The 21318-nt window shown below is 38.2% G+C and carries 18 protein-coding genes, 2 tRNA genes and 1 other annotated feature; of the genes, 1 reads left to right on the top strand and 19 read right to left on the bottom strand.

Translation table 11 applies throughout. From position 1 onward, the window contains the following. The 19 genes from lonB to ACNQFZ_RS15840 all read right to left on the bottom strand — a co-directional run bounded on the left by lonB (window position 1) and on the right by ACNQFZ_RS15840 (window position 19562). Window positions 1-1692, bottom strand: coding sequence for an ATP-dependent protease LonB (gene lonB / locus ACNQFZ_RS15930; protein WP_458412307.1), 1692 nt, complete (start codon window positions 1690-1692; stop codon window positions 1-3). A 201-nt stretch (window positions 1693-1893) separates the two neighbouring features. After that, a complete protein-coding gene (gene clpX / locus ACNQFZ_RS15925; RefSeq protein WP_458412306.1) occupies window positions 1894-3174 on the bottom strand; it encodes an ATP-dependent protease ATP-binding subunit ClpX in 1281 nt (426 codons plus the stop codon). A gap of 346 nt (window positions 3175-3520) precedes the next feature. Then, on the bottom strand, window positions 3521-4807 hold the full coding sequence (gene tig, locus ACNQFZ_RS15920) for a trigger factor (protein WP_458412305.1): 1287 nt from the start codon (window positions 4805-4807) through the stop codon (window positions 3521-3523). A gap of 162 nt (window positions 4808-4969) precedes the next feature. Next, a complete protein-coding gene (locus ACNQFZ_RS15915) occupies window positions 4970-6010 on the bottom strand; it encodes a tetratricopeptide repeat protein (RefSeq protein WP_458412304.1) in 1041 nt (346 codons plus the stop codon). A 184-nt stretch (window positions 6011-6194) separates the two neighbouring features. Next, window positions 6195-6770, bottom strand: coding sequence for a 3-isopropylmalate dehydratase small subunit (gene leuD, locus ACNQFZ_RS15910; RefSeq protein WP_458412303.1), 576 nt, complete (start codon window positions 6768-6770; stop codon window positions 6195-6197). A gap of 22 nt (window positions 6771-6792) precedes the next feature. Next, window positions 6793-8211 carry a 3-isopropylmalate dehydratase large subunit gene (gene leuC / locus ACNQFZ_RS15905; protein ID WP_458412302.1) on the bottom strand — a complete coding sequence of 473 codons (1419 nt, stop codon included), beginning with the start codon at window positions 8209-8211 and terminating at the stop codon, window positions 6793-6795. 50 nt (window positions 8212-8261) lie between these two features. Beyond that, entirely contained in the window at window positions 8262-9371 is a 1110-nt protein-coding gene (leuB, locus tag ACNQFZ_RS15900) for a 3-isopropylmalate dehydrogenase (RefSeq protein WP_458412301.1), read from the bottom strand. 96 nt (window positions 9372-9467) lie between these two features. Further along, window positions 9468-11012 (bottom strand): 2-isopropylmalate synthase, encoded by a 1545-nt coding sequence (locus tag ACNQFZ_RS15895; RefSeq protein WP_458412300.1) that lies wholly within the window; start codon window positions 11010-11012, stop codon window positions 9468-9470. Next, window positions 10999-12024: a ketol-acid reductoisomerase gene (gene ilvC / locus ACNQFZ_RS15890; protein ID WP_458412299.1), complete on the bottom strand. Its 1026-nt coding sequence runs from the start codon at window positions 12022-12024 to the stop codon at window positions 10999-11001. Before ilvC ends, ACNQFZ_RS15895 begins: the two co-directional genes overlap by 14 nt. Window positions 12025-12086: 62 nt before the next feature. After that, the gene (ilvN, locus tag ACNQFZ_RS15885; RefSeq protein ID WP_458412298.1) at window positions 12087-12611 is read right to left on the bottom strand and encodes an acetolactate synthase small subunit; all 525 of its coding nucleotides are present in this window, start codon (window positions 12609-12611) and stop codon (window positions 12087-12089) included. Beyond that, complete coding sequence (gene ilvB / locus ACNQFZ_RS15880; protein ID WP_458412297.1) at window positions 12608-14329, bottom strand: acetolactate synthase large subunit; 1722 nt, start codon at window positions 14327-14329, stop codon at window positions 12608-12610. The genes ilvN and ilvB overlap by 4 nt, the downstream gene beginning before the upstream one ends. A gap of 115 nt (window positions 14330-14444) precedes the next feature. Beyond that, window positions 14445-14731 (bottom strand) — a binding site (T-box leader). A 191-nt stretch (window positions 14732-14922) separates the two neighbouring features. Then, a tRNA-Arg gene (locus tag ACNQFZ_RS15875) sits at window positions 14923-14996 on the bottom strand. Between the two features lie 15 nt (window positions 14997-15011). After that, window positions 15012-15085 (bottom strand) — tRNA-Gly (locus ACNQFZ_RS15870). A gap of 107 nt (window positions 15086-15192) precedes the next feature. Beyond that, complete coding sequence (locus ACNQFZ_RS15865) at window positions 15193-15708, bottom strand: metallophosphoesterase family protein (RefSeq protein WP_458412296.1); 516 nt, start codon at window positions 15706-15708, stop codon at window positions 15193-15195. Between the two features lie 17 nt (window positions 15709-15725). Continuing rightward, window positions 15726-16328, bottom strand: coding sequence for an XTP/dITP diphosphatase (locus ACNQFZ_RS15860; RefSeq protein ID WP_458412295.1), 603 nt, complete (start codon window positions 16326-16328; stop codon window positions 15726-15728). Window positions 16329-16339: 11 nt separating this feature from the next. Continuing rightward, the gene (gene rph / locus ACNQFZ_RS15855) at window positions 16340-17095 is read right to left on the bottom strand and encodes a ribonuclease PH (protein ID WP_458412294.1); all 756 of its coding nucleotides are present in this window, start codon (window positions 17093-17095) and stop codon (window positions 16340-16342) included. Window positions 17096-17235: 140 nt separating this feature from the next. Next, window positions 17236-18315 (bottom strand): GerMN domain-containing protein, encoded by a 1080-nt coding sequence (locus tag ACNQFZ_RS15850; RefSeq protein ID WP_458412293.1) that lies wholly within the window; start codon window positions 18313-18315, stop codon window positions 17236-17238. 118 nt (window positions 18316-18433) lie between these two features. Further along, on the bottom strand, window positions 18434-19231 hold the full coding sequence (racE, locus tag ACNQFZ_RS15845; protein WP_458412292.1) for a glutamate racemase: 798 nt from the start codon (window positions 19229-19231) through the stop codon (window positions 18434-18436). Between the two features lie 106 nt (window positions 19232-19337). Then, window positions 19338-19562 carry a helix-turn-helix domain-containing protein gene (locus tag ACNQFZ_RS15840; protein ID WP_173730763.1) on the bottom strand — a complete coding sequence of 75 codons (225 nt, stop codon included), beginning with the start codon at window positions 19560-19562 and terminating at the stop codon, window positions 19338-19340. Window positions 19563-19958: 396 nt separating this feature from the next. Here ACNQFZ_RS15840 and ACNQFZ_RS15835 point away from each other — a divergent pair, with 396 nt between their 5' ends. Next, on the top strand, window positions 19959-21158 hold the full coding sequence (locus ACNQFZ_RS15835; RefSeq protein ID WP_458412291.1) for a helix-turn-helix domain-containing protein: 1200 nt from the start codon (window positions 19959-19961) through the stop codon (window positions 21156-21158). The last annotated feature ends 160 nt before the right edge of the window (window positions 21159-21318 follow it).

Raw genomic sequence — 21318 nt, 5'->3', positions numbered from 1 at the left:
CTAAATCGATGCAGGCGGTGGATTTAACTCTGCACTTGAAGCTGGGACGGCTTCGTTATACTGTACACTGTTCTCGAGATTTTCGAAATGTGGAAATATGCTAGAAAATACATCATCCAAATGTATGACTGGAATAACCTCAATACCCTCGATTTCATCAAGAATCCTTTGATAATTTTCCTTCGGGATAAACACTTTTTTCGCACCTGCTTTTTTAGCGGCCCTAACCTTGGCGAATACACCGCCGACAGGCTTAACATTTCCATGGACACTGATTTCACCGGTAAATGCAATCGTATTATCAACCGGTTGCTTATAAATGGCGGAAAAAATAGCGGTAGCCATAGCAACTCCTGCGGAAGGTCCATCAACTGGTACGCCCCCCGGAAAATTCACATGGATATCATACTCTGATGCTTTGACGCCCATTGACCGAAGTACTGTTACAACATTTTCAATAGAACCTTTAGCCATACTTTTCCGTCTGATTGACTTCCCTTGGTTGCCAATGCTTTCTTCTTCAACAATGCCGGTAATATTGATAGAGCCCTTTTCTTGAGCCGCCATGACAGATACTTCAATTTCCAGCAACGCCCCCATATTCGGGCCGAATACGGCTAGTCCATTTACCAAACCAACCTTCGGCGCTTCATGAATTTTCTTTTCATACCGTGGTGACAATTGACTAGAATGGATCACCCACTCAATTTCTCGTTCTGAAATTTCATTTTTGTTCTCCGAAATTGCAAGCCCTGCGGCAATTTGCATTAAATTTACGGCTTCGCGGCCATTTTTCGCATACTTGGCGACAATTTCAATGCCTTGCTCTGAGACTGCCAGCTTCACCTTATTGGCTGCATTTCTGGCCACCTTGGCAATCTCCTCAGGCTCTAATTCACGGAAAAACACTTCCAGACACCTGGACCGAATGGCCGGCGGAATCTCATCTGGCGTTCTTGTCGTCGCACCAATCATCCGGAAATCTGCCGGCAGGCCGTTCTTGAAAATATCATGAATATGGGCTGGTATTTGTTGATTTTCCGCACTGTAGTAGGCACTTTCCAAAAATACCTTCCGATCCTCTAGTACCTTTAAAAGCTTGTTCATTTGAATGGGATGGAGTTCACCAATCTCATCAATAAAAAGAATTCCACCATGGGCATTTGTAACAGCCCCTTGCTTTGGCTGCGGAATGCCGGCTTGGCCCATCGCCCCGGCACCTTGATAAATGGGGTCATGCACTGATCCGATTAAAGGATCGGCAATTCCCCTTTCATCAAAGCGTGCAGTCGTTGCATCCAGTTCAATAAAAACTGCATCTTCTTTAAAAGGTGTTTGCTTTTGTTTTTTTGCTTCTTCAAGAACTAATCTTGCCGCTGCAGTCTTTCCGACACCAGGGGGTCCATAAATAATGACATGCTGTGGATTCGGACCACAAATGGCCGCACGCAAGGCTCTTATTCCATCTTCTTGGCCAATGACATCTTTAAATGATGTCGGTCTTACTTTTTCTGCAAGTGGTTCAGATAATTTTATGGAACGCAGTTTTTGAAGTTCTTCCATTTCTTTTTTCGATTCTCTATCAATGGAAACCTTTTGTGTCCTTTGATTACGTAAAAGATTCCAGAAATATAGCCCAATGATGATTCCAAAGAAAAGTTGCACGAACAATGCAATAGATGTCCAATCCATATTTTACCTCCTGCATTTTATATATTGATGTATTATGTATTTGGATACTTAATTGCTAGTATCTCCGTGCTTTGGATGCAATAAACAAGATTTCTCTCTAAAAACGAAGTGGAAAATATGGGTAAATACTTCAGTTTGATGGTTAAGCAATTTTGAAGAAAAAAAAAGGCCTCCCGATTTTAGCAGGAGAGCCTCTTTGTATTATGCACTTTCACGTGGTGTTTCTTTTTCCGTTTCAAACTCAATTACTTTGCCGTCCTTCAGATGAAGGCGTGCCCCTTCTTTTTCAAGAACTGTAGCTGCAGTAATCAAGCACTTATCAATATCTTCTCTTGATGGAAGATCATACATCACATCAAGCATAATACTTTCAATGATGGAGCGAAGACCGCGTGCGCCTGTTTTTCTTTCAATCGCACGTTTTGCAATTTCACGTAAAGCGTCTTCTTCGAATTCCAGTTCTACATTATCCAATTCAAGCATCTTTTGATACTGCTTGATTAATGCATTTTTCGGTTTCGTTAAAATTTCAACCAATGCATCTTCGTCTAATTGCTCTAGAGTAGCAATGACAGGCAAACGTCCAATAAATTCAGGTATTAACCCAAAACGTAAAAGGTCTTCAGGTAATACTTTTGTAAGAAGATCTTTTTGTGGTATATCCTCTTGTTTCGTTTCTGTACCAAAACCGATGACCTTTTTACCAAGACGTCTTTTAATAATTTGCTCAATACCATCAAAGGCACCGCCGCATATAAATAGTATGTTTGTTGTATCAATTTGTATAAATTCCTGATGTGGATGTTTGCGTCCACCTTGTGGAGGTACGCTGGCAACTGTGCCCTCTAATATTTTCAACAACGCTTGTTGTACACCTTCGCCGGATACATCTCGTGTAATCGAAGGATTTTCTGATTTGCGGGCTACCTTGTCAATTTCATCGATATAAATAATACCTTTTTCAGCCTTTTCAACATCATAATCAGCGGCTTGAATTAATTTAAGCAGGATATTCTCTACATCCTCACCTACATAACCTGCCTCTGTTAGAGATGTTGCATCTGCAATGGCAAATGGCACATTTAGAATTCTTGCCAACGTCTGCGCCAATAAAGTTTTACCGCTACCAGTTGGCCCAATCATGACAATATTACTTTTTGAAAGTTCCACATCATCAATCTTACTATTAGAATTTATACGCTTGTAATGATTATAAACGGCAACTGATAAAGACTTCTTTGCTTCATCTTGTCCGATAACGTAATCATTAAGAATGTCACGGATTTCCTTTGGCTTCGGTACATCTTTAAATTCAACTTCCTCTTCTGACCCAAGCTCTTCCTCCACAATTTCTGTACAAAGCTCAATGCACTCATCACATATATATACGCCTGGTCCAGCAACTAGCTTTCGTACTTGATCTTGTGTTTTCCCACAAAAAGAACACTTTAGCTGCCCTTTTTCATCATTAAACTTAAACATACATTCACCCCTAACTGTATTTCATAACCGCTCAGTCTAAGCTGTCATTTTCTTTTCGATTTCTTCCTACCAATTATGTACTGAGATTTTACCACAGATTGGTACAAAACTGTTAATAATACGCCTCAGCAAATTTATGTACTGCCTTTTCTATGTATATGTATGTATCCTTAAAAAAATTAAACCCAATCCGTAAATTCGATTCATCCCTCCCTTTGTTTTAATTTATTATAACCAAATTCGAGCACCATTAGTAAAGTGACAAAAAAATGGCATTCAGAAATTGGTATCTATATTGTAAAACAAGGCACGATGCACTCGTGCCTTGTTTTACCTGTTCTATATATTATGCACTAACTTTGCTATTCTCGACAAGAAAATCGATTGCTTTTTTGAATTTCAAATCTTCTGCTACATAATTGTTAGCACCAAACATCTTCTTAACATCCTCTACAGATGTTTGATACATTTGGGCAATATTCTCATATTCTGCATTTAAATCATCTTCAGATACTTCGATGTTTTCTGCAGCGACGATTGCTTCTAATACAAGATTTGTTTTTACACGTTTTTCTGCATCAGCTTGCATTTGCTCACGTAATGCTGCTTCATCTTGACCAGAGAATTGGTAGTAAAGTTCTAGGTTTAGACCTTGCATTTGAATGCGTTGCTCAAATTCCTTTAACATACGATCAACTTCTGATTTAACCATTGCTTCTGGAATATCAACAGTTGCATTGTCAACTGCTTTTGTAATGACAGCATCTTCTTTTGCATGCATTGCTTGATGTTCTTTATCAGCTTGAATTTTTTCTTTAAGTTTTGCCTTAAGCTCATCTAAAGATTCAACTTCATCATCAACATCTTTAGCAAACTCATCATCTAGCTCTGGAAGCTCTTTATATTTAATTTCATGAAGATTTACTTTGAAAACAGCAGGCTTTCCTGCTAAATCAGCTGCATGATATTCTTCTGGGAATGTAACATTTACATCCTTTTCTTCTCCAGCCTTCATGCCAACGATTTGGTCTTCAAAGCCTGGAATGAATTGACCAGAACCAATTACAAGACTGTAGTTATCAGCTTGACCGCCTTCAAATGCTTCACCATCAACAAAACCTTCAAAGTCGATTACAACTGTATCGCCATCTTCAACAGCACCATCTTCTTTTACAACTAATTCAGCATTTTTTTCTTGGAGTCTTTTTAATTCTTCTTCAACATCTTCGTCTGTAACAGTTGTATCTTGCGCTTCAACTTCAAGGCCTTTGTAGTCGCCTAATTGTACTTCCGGCTTAACAGTAACTGTTGCTGTGAAAATCATTGATTTACCTTTTTCCATTTGTTGAACATCAATTTCCGGATAATCAACAGGCTCAATACCAGTTTCATCAATTGCTTTGCTATATGCATCTGGAAGCATTACATCTAAAGCATCTTGATAAAGTGACTCAACACCAAAGCGTTGTTCAAACATTTTACGTGGCACTTTTCCTTTACGGAAGCCAGGTACGTTAACCTTATTTACAACCTTCTTAAATGCTTTGTCTAAAGCAACATTTACTGTTTCAGCGTCAACTTCAATTGTTAAAACGCCTTGATTACCTTCTAATTTTTCCCATTTTGTAGACATTTATATTTCCCTCCAACATAATATTTCTGTTTTAAAGCTATGTCAAAAAAGTTACTGATCAGGGTCAGTTATGTATAAAAGACACTATTACAACCATTACATTATACACATAGAAAAGATAACTTACAATAATTGTGTACATTCTTTTTATGGAAACATTTATCATTCCCCATTAAAAATAACACCCGAGATTCTTTCCACATCCATAATCTGTTGACAAGAGCTCTCTATTTGCTCAATATCAACGCTGTAAAGATCCACTAATTCACTATCTGAAATTTCAATTCCAAACAGCTGGTGGCCAAATTTATGTAAGGCCCCCGCCCATACCTTTACCTCTAACGGCTCAGGTAGAAATGGGAATAAAACGAATAAAAACCGCTCCCATACTTCTTTTACCGATTCATATAAAGTAGGATTTTCATGGCTAAGGATATCCTCTACTTTATTTAATACTTGAATCGTAAACGGCTGTTCAAAAATATTGACGACAGTTTTCGGATTTACCTTAACGATACGATCAAATTTATGAACAACAACCACATCATCGATCTCTTTTTCCATTAATAATTGCAGTACCATTGACTGAATAATCGGATGTGTATAGTGATCTGCCAGTACATCTCTTACATCTTGCATGATTTCATTAAGTGTTTCAGCTTTTCTTAAATCTTGAATAGCTTGGAACTGCTCGCTCATAGTGCCGTTTACTAATTGTTGTCCTAAAGCCTGTACCTTTGGTGCTGGCTCATTTTGGCTTATAGTATTAAGTCGATGTTCACTGCTTTTTCTCGAAAACTCTAGTAAATGAAAGAGTTCTCCAGCAAGATGTTCTGGGACTTTTTCTTCTTCAAAAAGTGCCTCTAATATCGAAACGACTTGATCATATTCACTAAGCTGAATTAAAATCGTGATATAGATTTGCAAAACATTATAGTAATCACCGACATCCTGCTGCAATAACTGTTCACACTTATTCTTCGCATCTTCATACAACCCTAACTCCAGCAGGCAGACGACAATTCCCACTTCTACTTCCGGATAACCCTCGTTGTAGGTGGTGAATTGGTGAAAAATCTGCAAGGCCTCTTTATATCGCTTTTCTTTCAAGGCCTCCATCCCTTTATCTAATAGCCGATTCTCCAAATTAGGAAAGGGAATGACATTGCTATTCTTGCTATTATTATTTCTCTTTTTTTTCATATACTCGCCCCAATACAGGGTAATATTTTGTATTTTAGTTTAGCAAGTTTTTGTTGTAAATACAAATTTGAAACAAGGGCAGGGACAAGGGGACAGGTACCTTGTCCCGCAAGATAAATTTATGGCCTTGGAATTCGCGCAAAATAGAGCAGGGACAAGGTACCTGTCCCCTTGTCCCTCTTTGCTATTTTGCCTCGTAGGCAGCAATAGCCTCATCATATTTTAATGTTACATCAATTTCGTCCCAACCGTTCATTAGCATCTCTTTCCAATATGGATCGATTTCGAATGAATGTTGTTTGTCACCATCGATGATTACTTGATTTTTAAGATCTACTGTTAATTCAAAGTCTGCTGCATTTGACTTTTCTAACAATTCCTTCACGATAGATTCATCCAAACGTATTGGCAGCATGCCATTTTTTAAGCAGTTGTTATAGAAAATATCTGCAAATGATGGAGCGATGACAACTTGAAATCCATAATCATTTAATGCCCACGGGGCATGCTCCCTAGATGACCCGCAGCCAAAGTTATGACCGGCAACGAGAATTGATGCACCTTTATTTTCTGGACGATTTAATTCAAAACTATCATTATCAGTTCCATCATTGTTATAACGCCAATCATTAAATAAGAACTTCCCAAACCCTGTTCTCTCAATTCTTTTTAGAAATTGTTTTGGAATAATTTGGTCTGTATCAACATTAACACGGTCAAGACCCGCTACTTTCCCTGTATGAATTGTAATTGCTTCCATTTTAAAAATCCTCCCTTCGCCCTTACTTCACTGTTTCTTTCAAAAATAAGCGTACATCTACAAAATGTCCTGCAATCGCAGCCGCAGCAGCCATTTCCGGGCTGACAAGATGTGTTCTTGATCCTTTACCTTGGCGGCCTTCAAAATTGCGGTTTGAAGTGGAAGCACAGCGTTCCTTTTCAGGTACTGTATCAGGATTCATACCTAAGCACATACTGCAGCCTGCTTCACGCCATTCAAAACCAGCCTCAAGGAAAATTTTATCCAAACCTTCTGCCTCTGCTTGCAATTTTATCTTTTGTGAGCCTGGAACAACCAATGCTCGTACACCTGGAGCCACTTTACGGCCTTTTACAACCTTTGCAGCGGCTTTTAAATCACTTAAGCGTGAGTTTGTACATGATCCAATAAAGACGTGTTGGATAGGAACTTCAGTCATCGGAACACCCGGTTCAAGTCCCATATAGGCCAAGGCTTGTCGGACCGCTTTTTGGTCTGATTCTTTCTCGAAGTCCTCTGGAGATGGAACTGGTTCGTTCACTGAAATACCCATGGAAGGATTTGTACCCCATGTTACTTGTGGCTCGATATCCTCACCCTTCATTGTAACAACTTTGTCGTATGTTGCACCTTCATCCGTGGCAAGAGCTAACCATTTTTCAGCAGCCTTATCAAACTCTTCCCCTTGTGGCACGTATTTTCTTCCTTTTAAATAATGAATGGTTGTTTGATCAGGGCTGATTAATCCAGCTTTTGCTCCAGCTTCAATCGACATATTACAGATTGTCATTCTTTCTTCCATTGTCATATTGCGGATGACGTCGCCAGTATATTCAATGATATGGCTCGTACCAAAGTTCACACCATATTTAGCGATGAATGCCAGAATCACGTCTTTTGCCGTTACACCTGGCTGCAATTCACCTGTGATTTCTACTTTCAGCGTTTTTGGCTTTACTTGCCATAATGACTGTGTTGCCATTACATGTTCTACTTCACTTGTGCCGATACCGAACGCTAATGCACCGAAAGCACCATGTGTAGCTGTATGGCTATCACCGCATACAATCGTTTTTCCAGGCTGGGTTAGGCCAAGCTCTGGACCAATTACATGGACAATACCTTGATCAGGGCTATTTAAATCAGCAATTTCAACACCGAATGCCTCACAGTTTTCACTTAATGTATCAATCTGCTTTTTGGCAATTTCATCTTTAATTGTAAACTTATTATCGGTTGGCACGTTATGATCCATTGTTGCAAATGTTAAGTCTGGCCGTCTTAGTTTGCGGTTTTTAAGACGAAGACCTTCAAATGCCTGCGGTGATGTTACCTCATGGACTAAGTGCAAATCGATATATAATAAAGAAGGCTTACCTTGTTCAGATACGACTTCATGTGCTTCCCAAACTTTTTCAATAATCGTTTTTGGCGTCCCCATATTAATCCTCCTCTTATTCTGTGTACGAAGTTAAAAATAGATGCCAGCCGTTAAGCTTTGGCTGACATCGGTTTTGCCTTGCAAATTTCTTTTATTTCATTAATCACTTGTACAACCATTTCTGTAGTTGTTAATAGTGTTGTATTTTCTTCTGCAATATCTGCTGTTCTATATCCTTTTTCTAATACTTGATTAACAGCTTGTTCGATTGTATCGCCTTCTTCAATTAGGTTAAAGGCATACTTCAACATCATCGCAGTTGATAAAATTGTTGCTAATGGATTTGCTTTATTTTGTCCAGCAATATCTGGTGCAGAGCCATGGGCAGGCTCGTAAAGTCCAGGTCCATCAGCTGAAAGGCTTGCAGATGATAACATTCCTAGTGATCCCGTCAACATGGAAGCCTCGTCGCTCAAAATATCGCCAAACATGTTTTCAGTTACCATGACGTCAAACTGTTTTGGATTACGAATCAACTGCATCGCTGCATTATCAACAAGCATATGTTCGAGATTTACCTCCGGATAGTCCTTTGCGACCTGGTTAGCAATTTCTCGCCATACTCTGCTTGATTCTAGGACATTAGCTTTATCTACAGATATAACTTTTTTACCGCGAATCATTGCAAGTTCAAACGCTTTCCGAATAATTCTTTCGATTTCATCATTTGTATAAGAAAGCGTATCAACAACAAGCTTTTGGCCATTTTCCTCTCTACGTTCTCTAGGAGAACCGAAATAAATGCCGCCTGTTAATTCTCTAACAATCATTAAATCAACGCCGTCGATTACTTCTTTCTTTAATGCTGAAGCGTCTGAAAGACTAGGAAACGCTTGAACTGGTCTTAAATTCGCAAAAAGGCCTAGCTCCTTGCGGATAGCGAGTAATCCTGCTTCAGGGCGTAATGCTGGCGGATTTTGGTCCCATTTTGGGCCACCAACTGCTCCAAGCAAAATCGCGTCACTGCCTTTACAAAGATCAATAGTGGCTGTCGGCAGCGGAGTACCATCAGCATCAATTGCCACACCACCAATTCTCCCCATTTCAAACACAAATTCATGGCCGAACTGTTCAGCAACAGCTTCTAAGACCTCAATAGCCCCTGCTACTATTTCTTTACCGATTCCATCTCCAGGTAGTACTGCAATCTTTTTTTTCAAAAATGATCCTCCTCTCAACACTTTCACGAAAGCTATGGCCTTATTCGGTCCATAGCCTTCGTTTCATCAAGCAATCAAGCATTCAAAACTACTTTTCTATTTCACAACATTTTGCATTTCTTCACGATATTGCTTTTGCAATAAAATCCGGTTTACAGCGTTGATATAAGCTTTTGCTGATGCCTCTAATACGTCTTGTGCTGTACCTCTACCACTAGATGTCATTTCTTGGAACTTAATTTTCACAAATACTTCAGCTAAGGCATCTCTTCCGCCAGTATTCGATTGAATGCGGTAGTCATCGAGACGAACCTCTTCACCAATAATTCTTTCTAGCGTATTATAAATAGCTTCTACACTACCAGAACCGGTGCATGCTTCATGTACTTCTTCACCATCTGGTGTTTTCATCGCTATTGTAGCCGTTGTCACTTGGTGTGTAACATATTGAACTTGAAGAGTTTTTAGCTCGTAAAACTTCACAGAGCTGCCAAGCTTTTCTTCATACATAAGGGCAATTAAATCATCATCCGTGATTTCTTTCTTTTTATCTGCCAACTCTTTAAAGGAAACAAATAAACTATTAATTTCATCAGTTGATAAATTATAGCCAAGCTCCTCCATACGATTGCGGAAGGCATGACGGCCTGAATGCTTGCCAAGCACCATATCATTGGAAGCAACACCGACAAGTTCTGGGGAGATAATTTCATATGTTGATTTTTCTTTTAAAACACCGTCTTGGTGGATGCCTGATTCATGGGCGAACGCATTTTTTCCAACGACCGCTTTATTTGGAGGGACCATTACACCAGTAAGCTTACTTACTAAGTTACTAGTTTTCTTAATTTGCTGCAGATTTAAGCCTGTTTTTGCTTGATAAAAATCATTGCGGATATGAAGTGCCACACCGATTTCTTCTAGCGCAGCATTTCCTGCTCTCTCGCCTATGCCGTTGATTGTACATTCAACTTGACCAGCACCATGCTCAACAGCTGACAAAGAATTTGCTACCGCCATCCCTAAATCATCATGACAATGTGTTGAAAGAATCGCTTTACCAATATTAGGGACATTTTCTTTTAAATAGGTAAAAATTTGACCGTATTCTTTTGGTGTTGTATAGCCGACTGTATCAGGAATATTAATAACTGTAGCTCCTGCATCAATGACTGCTTTTACGATTTCTGCCAAGAATGGCAACTCAGTTCTTGTAGCATCCTCTGCCGAAAACTGAATAATCGGAAATTTCTGAGCCGCATATTTTACAGAATCAACAGCTGTTTGCAGAACTTGTTCTGGTGTCATTTTTAACTTATATTGCATATGGATAGGTGAAGTAGCGATAAATAAGTGGAGTCTTGGTTCTGCTCCGCCCTTAAGCGCATCCCATGAAATATCAATATCTTTCATGTTGGAACGGGAAAGGCCAGTCACTGAACAATTTCTGATTGTGTCAGCAATTTCCTTAACCGCACGGAAATCACCTTTTGAAGAAGCCGGAAACCCGGCTTCTATAATATCTACACCTAAACGTTCAAGCTGACGTGCAACTTCCATTTTTTCTGAGTGGTTAAGATTAATTCCTGCTGACTGCTCACCATCACGAAGTGTTGTATCAAATATATTAATTTTTCGCACTAGTGACCACTTCCTTTGGTTTTCTTGGTTTTACAAACGGCATCATTTCACGAAGCTCTGCACCAACCTTTTCAATTAGATGATCATTTTCAGATCTCTTGATCGCATTATACTCTGGACGGCCTAATTGGTTTTCTAAGATCCAGCCTTTTGCAAATCTACCTTTTTGAATATCTGTTAATACATCTTTCATACGACCTTTAACACTTGCATCAATTACACGTGGACCTGATACGAAGTCGCCCCATTCTGCTGTATCAGAGATGGAATAGCGCATATTTGCAAGTCCGCCTTCGTACATTAAGTCAACGATTAATTTTAATTCATGTAAGCATTCGAAATAAGCAACTTCAGGTTGGTATCCAGCTTCAACTAATGTTTCGAAACCAGCTTTTACTAATGCTGTAGTACCACCGCAAAGAACGGCTTGCTCACCGAAAAGGTCTGTTTCAGTTTCTTCTTTAAATGTAGTTTCTAGAACACCTGCACGAGTTGCACCGATTTGTTTAGCGTAAGCTAATGCAAGCTCTCTTGCATCACCTGTTGCATCTTGATAGATTGCGAATAATGCTGGTACTCCTGCTCCTTCAGTATAAGTACGACGAACTAGGTGTCCTGGTCCTTTTGGTGCTACTAGGAATACGTTAACGTCCGCGGGTGGTGTAATTTGACCGAAATGAATGTTAAAACCATGGGCAAATACTAATGATTTACCTGCTGTTAAACCTGATTTAATTTCTTCATTATATACTTTTGGCTGATGCTCATCTGGTAAAAGAATCATAATGATGTCAGCTGCTTCAGCTGCTTCTTTAACTGTTAATACTGTATGGCCATCAGCTTTTGCAGCTTCTGCTGATTTTCCTGGGCGAATACCAACTACTACATCAACGCCGCTTTCTTTTAAGTTAAGAGCATGTGCATGACCTTGTGAGCCATATCCAATGATTGCAACCTTTTTCCCATTTAATACTGCTTCATTTGCATCTCCGTTATAATATACCTTTGCCATGTAAAATCTCTCCTTAATATTGGTTATAATTTTTTTAGTTTATTTAATAATTTTCATTATTCTTAATTTGATAGTGATACTTGTTTACCATCCTGGATTGTGTTCTTTTTTGAACCACGTGTAAAAGCTGTTGTTCCAGTTCTAGCAATTTCCTTTATACCATAAGGTCGAAGGAGCTCAATTAAGGCTTCAATTTTTTGACTATCACCTGTGACTTGAACAACTAGTGAATCACGGCTAACGTCAACAATGCTTGCTCTAAACGGATCAATGATTCCTGTTAACTCATTTCGAGTTTGCGTGTTGCTTACTACCTTAATTAACGCTAACTCTCTTTCAATCTTCGGTTGGTCGGTAATGTCTTGAACTTTAATGACATCAATTTGCTTATTTAATTGCTTTGTAAGTTGTTCTGCTCTTGCTTCATCATCAACATTTACAACAAATGTCATTCTTGAAATTGATGGATTTTCTGTAACTCCAACAGTGATGCTTTCAATATTATAGTCCCTTCTTGTAAATAAGCCTGTAATTCGGTTGAGAACGCCTGGATGGTTATTTACTGTTGCTGTTACGATTCTTTTCATTGTTTCACCCCTACCATTTCATGAATTCCTTTTCCTGGTGCAACCATAGGATAAACCTTTTCCATTGGTGCAACGCGGAAATCCAATAGAACTGGACCATTATGATCAAAAGCTTCTTTTAAAACAGCTTTTGCTTCCTCTTCATTTGTTGCTCTTAATCCTTTAACTCCATATGCTTCAGCTAATTTAACAAAATCAGGCTGCTCAGGAATTAATGATTGGGAATAACGTTCTTCATAGAAAAGCTCTTGCCATTGGCGTACCATGCCCAATGCCTTGTTGTTGACGATAATAACTTTTACCGGAAGATTTTTTTCCTGAAAAACGGATAATTCTTGTAATGTCATTTGGAAACCAGCATCACCTACAATCGATACAACTGTATCGTTAGGACAAGCTAATTGAGCGCCAAGCGCAGCTGGTAAGCCAAATCCCATCGTTCCAAGACCACCAGATGTTACCCATCTGCTAGGTTTTTCAAACGAATAATATTGGGCTGCCCACATTTGATGCTGTCCAACATCGGTTGTTACAATAGCATTGCCATCCGTAACTTCATGGACTAATTCAATTACGCGCTGTGGCTTTAATACATTTACTTCTTTTTTATAATGAAGCGGATATTCTTTCTTCCAATTTCTTAGCTTTTTAAGCCAGATTGAGAAGTCACCTTTTGCACCATCCTCTGCAATCAATGCTTTTAATGCTTCTTTAGCATCAGCTACAACCGGAATTTGCGTTGGAACATTTTTGCCAATTTCAGCAGGATCGATATCGATATGGACAACTTTTGCATTAGGTGCGAAATGAGCAAGGTTTCCAGTAATCCGATCATCAAAGCGCGCTCCGATATTGATAAGTAAGTCACTTTCATATAGGGCCATGTTTGCTGTGTAAGTTCCATGCATACCGCCCATTCCTAAGAATAATTCGTGGCTTCCTGGAAATGACCCTAATCCCAAAAGGGTATTAACGACCGGTATACTTTGTTGTTCTGCATATGCTTTTAACTCCTCGTGAGCTTCCGCATGAATAACTCCCGCACCTGCTAAAATAACCGGTTTTTTTGCTGAACTTACAGCCTCTACAACTTTTCTAATTTGCAGATGATTCGGAATATAGTTTGGCTGATAACTCGGAATATTCACTTCAATTTCATTATAATTAAAAATACCTGATGCAATTGCGACATCTTTTGGAATATCAATTAAAACGGGTCCTTTTCGACCGGAATTTGCAATATGAAAAGCTTCTTTGATCATTTTCGGCAATTCGTCTGCTGTACGAGCTTGGAAGCTATATTTTGTAACTGGCATTGTAATCCCGATTACATCTGCCTCTTGGAATGCATCTGATCCGATAACTCCCGTACCCACCTGACCAGTGAAAACAACTAATGGCAATGAATCCATCATCGCATCTGCTAAGCCAGTCACAATATTTGTTGCCCCTGGTCCAGATGTTGCAATACAAACCCCTGGTTTTCCTGAAACTCGTGCATAGCCTTCAGCAGCATGGATTGCACCTTGCTCATGTCTTGTTAAAACATGATGAATTCCTGAATTGTATATTTGATCATAAATTGGTAACACGGCCCCACCCGGATAACCGAAAATAACTTCAACACCCTCAGCCTTTATAGCTTCGACTAGCATTCTACCACCACTCATCGTTTGAGGGATTGTTTTTTCTTCCTGTGCTTTTACATCTGTTCCCATATAAAAGCAGCCTCCTTTTTGTAAAACTTTTTATAAAAATTCATTAGGTTAAACATGAGTTTTGCCTATTCCCAAAAACACAAAAAACCTTTTCACCCCATATAAGCCTCAACAGCAAAGGGGTGAAAAGGTTTAGCTTTCCACGATACCACCCTAAATCGTAATACTCCTTTCAAAGTATTACCTCATGAGCGACAATGAAAAATATATCAAAAACATCATTGCTCCGCTCTTTTTTTGTAACGAGTGATTTAAAACACTCGATCAATCCTACTGGCATTTCGATCGTTCAGATTGATACTCGGAGGTGAGTTCACCATCAGGGGTAACACCGGTTTGCAGCACCACCGGCTCTCTGTAGATACCTTTACTGAGATTACTTTTCCTCGTCAACGTTTTTTATATTTGAGAATTATCTTACTCCGTAATTCCATTTCAGTCAACCGTCTTTTTACAATAATTTAGATAATTTAGATAAAACAGAATAACTGAATGCGTTTCCATTGTTAATTTATCAATGATTATGAAAAGTAAAAAAAAATTCCTAAAAAATAAAAGACTGAAGAAATTAAATTTCTTCAGTCTTTTGTAAGCGTCCCAGGAGAGATTCGAACTCCCGACCGTACGCTTAGAAGGCGTATGCTCTATCCGGCTGAGCTACTGGGACATTATATAAAATAAATGGAGCGGGTGATGGGAATCGAACCCACGACATCAGCTTGGAAGGCTGAAGTTTTACCATTAAACTACACCCGCATTTAATTTGAATAAAAACAGCCGCATCAACCAGCGACAAATATTAATATATACTATCTACAAACTTGTGTCAATATTTTTTTAAAAATAGGCAAGAGATCTTCTCTCTAGCCTATTTTACAGTTTATCATCAATTCTTTTATTTCTAAACCATCCATTGTAAAAAATCTTACAATGCCATTTTGAATATCATCAATTTCCAAAATGGCATATGTTTTTTCCTTTCTAACTCGCGGTAGACGAATGCTTCCTGGATTTATGAAAAGCATCCCGTCGATTAGTTCTGCACCAGCTACATGGGAATGCCCAAAGCAGATAATTTTCGCACCAACTTCCTCAGCACGGTAACGTAAATTCAAAAGTGACATTTTAACATTATACAGATGTCCATGCGTAATATAAAAAGGTACACCACCGAAGGGGATCAGCCTATCATTTAAGAAATTGCGGTCAACATCACAATTTCCCCGGACAGCTAAAAAATCCGCCATTTCATTAGCGTTGGATGATAATTCAGAATCCCCACAATGAATCATGGCATCAACTTCATCCCGGTATCGATTTTTTAACGCAATGAGCTCTTTCGTTAATCCGTGGCTGTCACTTACTATAAGAACCTTCATCTTTTTTCTCCCATGTATTAATTTTCATTAAAAAGCCTATTCCAGCTTTCTTGAAGCTTTTTCATCGCATTCGCGCGATGGCTGATTTTATTTTTTTCATCATTTGTTAATTGGGCCATCGTTTGTTTTCTATCTAAAAGATAAAAAATTGGATCATAGCCGAAGCCGTTTTCTCCATTCGCTTCTTCAGTAATATATCCTTCGCACGTACCTTCGAAAAATTGCGTTTCCCCGTTAGGAATGGCAACTGCTAGCACACAATGAAATCTGGCTGTTCTTTTTTCAAAGGGTACACCCTTTAGTTCGCGAAGGACCTTTTCTAAATTCGCCTGATCATCTTTTGGTTCCCCTGCATATCTTGCGGAGTATACGCCGGGTCGTCCATTCAAAGCATCAACGCTTAATCCTGAATCATCGGCGATCACAATTTTGCTGAATTGTTTCGCGATTGTTTCTGCCTTAATTCGGGCATTTTCAGCGAATGTTTCTCCAGTTTCTTCTACATCAGGAGAATCTGGAAAATCCAATAGAGAATGGACAACAACGCCTTTATCGGCAAATAGAGAGACAAATTCTTTCACTTTACCTTTATTTTTCGTAGCAATTAATATTTCTTTCAAAATATCCTCTCCTACTTCTCTTTTATATTCGCAAGCACCTTATTCGCTAATTCTCCGAGTGCTTCTTTTTGTATTTCGATAATTTCCTTAATTCCTTTTTCACCTAAACCTAATAATTGTTGCAGTTCACTCTTGGAGAATGTTGCTTCCTCCCCTGTTCCTTGAAGCTCTACGAATTCACCTGTTCCGGTCATAATAATATTCATATCTACATTCGCTTTTGAATCTTCAGCATAGTTTAGATCTAATATTTCTCCTAACCCTGGGTCAATCCCAACTGAGGTAGCGGCAAGAAAATTAGTAATTGGAAATTCCTTTAGTTCCTTTTTCTCTACCAGTTTTCCAAGTGCGATTGTCATCGCTACGAAGGAGCCTGAAATAGAGGCTGTTCTTGTTCCTCCATCTGCTTGAATCACATCGCAGTCAATCCATATCGTCCGTTCGCCTACCTGTTCTAGATTTACAACAGAACGGAGAGCTCGTCCAATCAAACGCTGAATTTCCATCGTTCGGCCCGAAACTTTTCCTTTCGTAGATTCACGAAATGTTCTTTGCTCTGTTGCCCGCGGCAGCATCGCATATTCAGCAGTAATCCAGCCCTTCCCCTGTCCCCGAAGGAACGGAGGCACACGTTCTTCTATACTTGCATTACAGATTACTTTCGTATCACCCACGGTTATTAAAACAGATCCTTCCGGATGCTTTACATAGTTTGTTTCAATATGTATTGGTCGTAATTCATCTTGCTTTCTCCCATCAACTCTCATTATAACTCCTCCTAAAAATCGTTAATATCCAATATACTTTGTTCATTATTTCAATGGTTTAAACTGGAGTACAAACAAAAAAGGCGGCAAATAGTGCCGTCCCTCCCTAAAAACAAGATTATTATACCAAATATCATCCTCTAAAAACTACCTGTATTAACTGATTTTGGTCTTGAGACTGGTTCAGTAATTTCTGTACCCTTCTCGTTCAAAACTTTTTCCTCGCCGTTAACCTTGATTGCAACACTTTCTACACCTTCATGCTCTGTTAATGAAAGAACAAGTTCATTTAAAATATTTTGTGAAAGCGCAGTTCCTTGAATGCTACTTAAAATACCTTCGTTGAAGTTTAATGTAACAACCCCGTTTTTGTATGTTGGCTGGTCTAATAATGCAATATCATCATGTAGCTCGGAATACAAACTAGATGTTGCACTTGGGCCTTTTATTAATTCCTTGACTGTAGCAGCATAGCTATCGTCATTTTTAGCGATTCTTCTTGTGACAGGAACATAATATGTGTTGTCCCCATTTTGCGCAAGGAAGTAAAGCGTAACCGCCTTACTATTCACGACATCAACGACATCCCCGTTATCAAAGTTGATTCCGTTGGCCCGACTTGTGCCTTCGTTAATTGGTGTACCATTTACAGGCATATTTGTTTGGTCATAGCCATTAATTTGGATTTTTACTTTCTTCACCGTATCAAATTGCGTTAAAGTATAGGTAATAGCCTGTAATATTTTCATTTCATCTTCTGCTTGATAATTTGAAAACTCTTTTGAAAAATCTACCACTAGTGTACCGTCTTTTAATAGGTTAACGCCGTTCACAATTGTACCCGCCGGTAAAACAGCACGAAAGCCGTTTGGTAATAGCTCATCAATTGGTCCACCTTCAACAAGGTATTCTAATGCTTGTTTTGCAACCTCATTTGTTTTTGGCAATGTGATTGTCTGCGGAACAACATAGCCGTTCTTGTCTAATAGAAAAAGCTCTCTAGAATATGTTTCTTGAGCTGCTGCCGTTTCCTTATTCTCAACTTGTTCAGTAGATGATGTATTTGGGTCTAAGGCATTCTCATCAACATATGTAACCTCTTGTTGTTTTTGATCATTCATTTGACGTACAGCTTGCTCACCACCCATTGCACAGCCTGTAAGTACAGTTGTAAAGGCTACAATCGATGCCAGTAAACCGCTCTTTTTTATCTTAAACATATTTTTCCCTCCCAAGGCAGTTTGTACTACATATATATACGAGCATTGCCATGTTTTAGACCGAAAATTTTTAAAAACTATTTTAAATAAAAAAAACCTTCCCAAAAAGGAAGGTCATTTATGATAAAGTAATTGATTTTACATTATGAATCGGATGTTCAAATACTCTCTCTGCAATATGTTGGAAAATTTCTTTAGGCCCTGTTGTTAAAAACAAATGATTTGGCATTGTTTCTTCTGTTTCTAACATGCCGGCATGATGTAAAAGAGTACTCACTTCCCGGGCAGTTTCATCCCCAGAACTAATCAGCTTCACTTTTTGACCCATAACCTGTTGAATGACAGCACGAAGAATAGGATAGTGGGTACAGCCTAAAATAAGTGTATCAATATCATGTTCTTTTAATGGGGACAGCGAATCTTCAACAATTTTGAAAGCATCTTCAACCTCATAATATCCGCTTTCAACAATCGGTACAAATGATGGACAAGCAAGACTTTCTACCTTTACGTGATGGTTTATACTTTTTAATGCTTGTTCGTAGGCACCGCTTTGTATGGTTCCGACTGTTCCAATTACGCCAATATGGTGATTCTTCGTTACCTTCAAAGCTGTTCTAGCTCCAGGGTAGACGACTCCGACAACAGGAATGTCAATTTTTTCTCTTATATCATCTAAAACTAATGCTGTTGCCGTGTTACAGGCAATTACCAACATTTTAATGTTATAGTTTAATAAGTAGTTTGTTAATTCCCACGTGAACTTCTTAACTTCCTCCACAGGCCTTGAACCGTAAGGACAACGAGCTGTATCACCTAAGTATATAATTTCTTCTTTTGGCAGCTGTCTCATAATCTCTTTAGCTACCGTTAATCCACCAACACCTGAATCAATTACACCAATTGGTCTATTCAAAAGTTAATCGCCCCATTTTATTTACTTTTTCCAAGGGAATATTATAGCACAACACATCCATTGTCCCAAGCCAAAATAATGCCGGCTTTTTTAAAGCCGGCACGTTCTAAAGTTCAAGTTCCCCCATTCTAAGGAGTTCCACAACGGCTTGGGAGCGCCCCTTAACTCCAAGCTTTTGCATGGCATTCGAAATATGGTTGCGAACTGTTTTTTCACTTATGAAAAGCTCTTCAGCTATTTCTTTTGTTGTCTTATCTTGTACTAATAGTTCAAAAACCTCTTTCTCTCTCTTTGTAAGTAGTGGCTTCGGTTGGTAGTTGTTTTCCTTCAATCAATTTTTCCCTCCTTACTAGGGCATGAGTTGTGTTTTGAAGGGAATAAATTTAGTCTCGATATCATATGTAAGTTTCATTGAGTCTGTGACTTATAGGTTTTGTGTCAAAGTATTTTATCCAAGAGAAAAAAGTAATTATTTAACTCAAGGTAGCTTTTTATTATTTCGAAATAATGTTATACTAATTATAAAGAATTCGGGTCTATATCTGCAACATAATTAAACAATTTGTGACATACTATAATGAAAATCTATTGAAATTGTGAACAATTTTGCAACTTGTGTAAAAGATTGTCTCATATTGTACGAAAATTTAGTATAATAAATGTAGCTAAAATTTATAACAAACATTTAATTAAATAGAGTTGCTGAAAATTAGGGAGGACAATGATCATGTATAGCATGTACAACGTTAAACTCGTGGGGATAGCGCCCGACTCACAGGAACAGTACAACAACTGGATTAGTGAGGCATTAGATGGGCAATTTCAGGTATATTCTGAAGATGACCAAAGCAATGTTCAAATTGATATTATTGTTGCTCAAATTCATGGATTTTTCGATTGGGTTAAAATTAATCGTCTAAGAAAAAGATATTTACAAAGCAAGCTGGTTATCATCATGGATGAGGCAAATTTAAAAACTGCTCCAATTGCAGTAAATTTAAAAACCCACTCATTGCTGCTAAACCCTGTAAGAAAAAATACCTTCGTTAATGCAATTAGAACTTCAATTGAAGGTTTAGGTGATTTACCTATTGTTCGCGAAATGTTTTTACGACGCTTATTATATGGTGAGGTAAAATCAAATGAAGAACTAGAGAAATATCAAGCCTTTTCTAAAATGGAGAGCATTCCGAATATTGTTTGCCTTGTGCAAGGGTCAGATGGAGCACAAGATTTTATTGAAAATGAAGAAGGACGGCGCGTAATTCGATCCCACCTTCGCTCAGCCATTAAAAATCATTTGTCCCATTGGGTGAAAGACGTTTATTTCGTTTCTTTTCCACGTTATTTAGCAGTATTATTTCATATACCATATGTATATAAATCTATACGTGAATGGGACCAAATTCGCTACTACCTATTAAAGCTGATTGAAGAAATTCAAAAAGAATATGGTATTACTCTAAATGTTGGTGTTGGATCAGTATATAATGAACCTTTAAATTTAAACCAACCATACCGTGAAGCACGCAAGGCATTAGGACAAGCAATAAGTGAAGGAAGTTTACTTTGCTTCTACGAAGAATTAACGAAGGACACAAATTTACAAAAATGCATTGAATATATTTCGAATTACTTCCATGAAGATTTATCCATCAAAAAGGTAGCGAATAAGGTGCATTTAAGCCATACGTATTTCAGCCGCTTGTTTAAGAAAGAACTTGGTGTTTCATTCGTTGAATATGTAACGAATATTCGCGTCAAACGTGCGAAATATTTACTGGCAAATACAAATGATACTATTGAATCAATTGCAGCCCAAGTTGGGTTTAATACACCAAATTATTTTAGTTCAATCTTTAAAAAGCAAACAGGCATGTCTCCAAGTGAATATAGAGAAGCCCATATTATTACTGTAAACGAATAATTAAATACAACATAACTTTAAAAGGTTGGTTCTTATACCAACCTTTCATTTTTTGACTAATAGCATTTTATTATAATTATTTTAAAATATATTGTTGTAAGCGTTTAATTGATTTAATTTTTTAAAAATTACAGCAATATATTGATGATTGAACGCAATA

The sequence above is a fragment of the Schinkia acidoalkalinis genome (assembly GCF_054301215.1).
Note: the sequence above shows the minus strand (reverse complement) of the source record. Positions and strands in the feature narration are given on the sequence as shown.

Excerpts from the sequence above, each read along its gene's own strand:
- ACNQFZ_RS15865 (WP_458412296.1), bottom strand. The coding sequence starts at position 15,708 with ATGAAGGTTCTTATAGTAAGTGACAGCCACGGATTAACGAAAGAGCTC.
- ilvB (WP_458412297.1), bottom strand. The coding sequence starts at position 14,329 with ATGGGAACAGATGTAAAAGCACAGGAAGAAAAAACAATCCCTCAAACG.
- lonB (WP_458412307.1), bottom strand. The coding sequence starts at position 1,692 with ATGGATTGGACATCTATTGCATTGTTCGTGCAACTTTTCTTTGGAATC.
- tig (WP_458412305.1), bottom strand. The coding sequence starts at position 4,807 with ATGTCTACAAAATGGGAAAAATTAGAAGGTAATCAAGGCGTTTTAACA.
- leuD (WP_458412303.1), bottom strand. The coding sequence starts at position 6,770 with ATGGAAGCAATTACAATTCATACAGGGAAAGTAGCGGGTCTTGACCGT.
- ACNQFZ_RS15835 (WP_458412291.1), top strand. The coding sequence starts at position 19,959 with ATGTATAGCATGTACAACGTTAAACTCGTGGGGATAGCGCCCGACTCA.
- clpX (WP_458412306.1), bottom strand. The coding sequence starts at position 3,174 with ATGTTTAAGTTTAATGATGAAAAAGGGCAGCTAAAGTGTTCTTTTTGT.
- rph (WP_458412294.1), bottom strand. The coding sequence starts at position 17,095 with ATGAGAGTTGATGGGAGAAAGCAAGATGAATTACGACCAATACATATT.
- ilvN (WP_458412298.1), bottom strand. The coding sequence starts at position 12,611 with ATGAAAAGAATCGTAACAGCAACAGTAAATAACCATCCAGGCGTTCTC.
- ACNQFZ_RS15915 (WP_458412304.1), bottom strand. The coding sequence starts at position 6,010 with ATGAAAAAAAAGAGAAATAATAATAGCAAGAATAGCAATGTCATTCCC.
- ilvC (WP_458412299.1), bottom strand. The coding sequence starts at position 12,024 with ATGGCAAAGGTATATTATAACGGAGATGCAAATGAAGCAGTATTAAAT.
- leuC (WP_458412302.1), bottom strand. The coding sequence starts at position 8,211 with ATGGGGACGCCAAAAACGATTATTGAAAAAGTTTGGGAAGCACATGAA.
- ACNQFZ_RS15850 (WP_458412293.1), bottom strand. The coding sequence starts at position 18,315 with ATGTTTAAGATAAAAAAGAGCGGTTTACTGGCATCGATTGTAGCCTTT.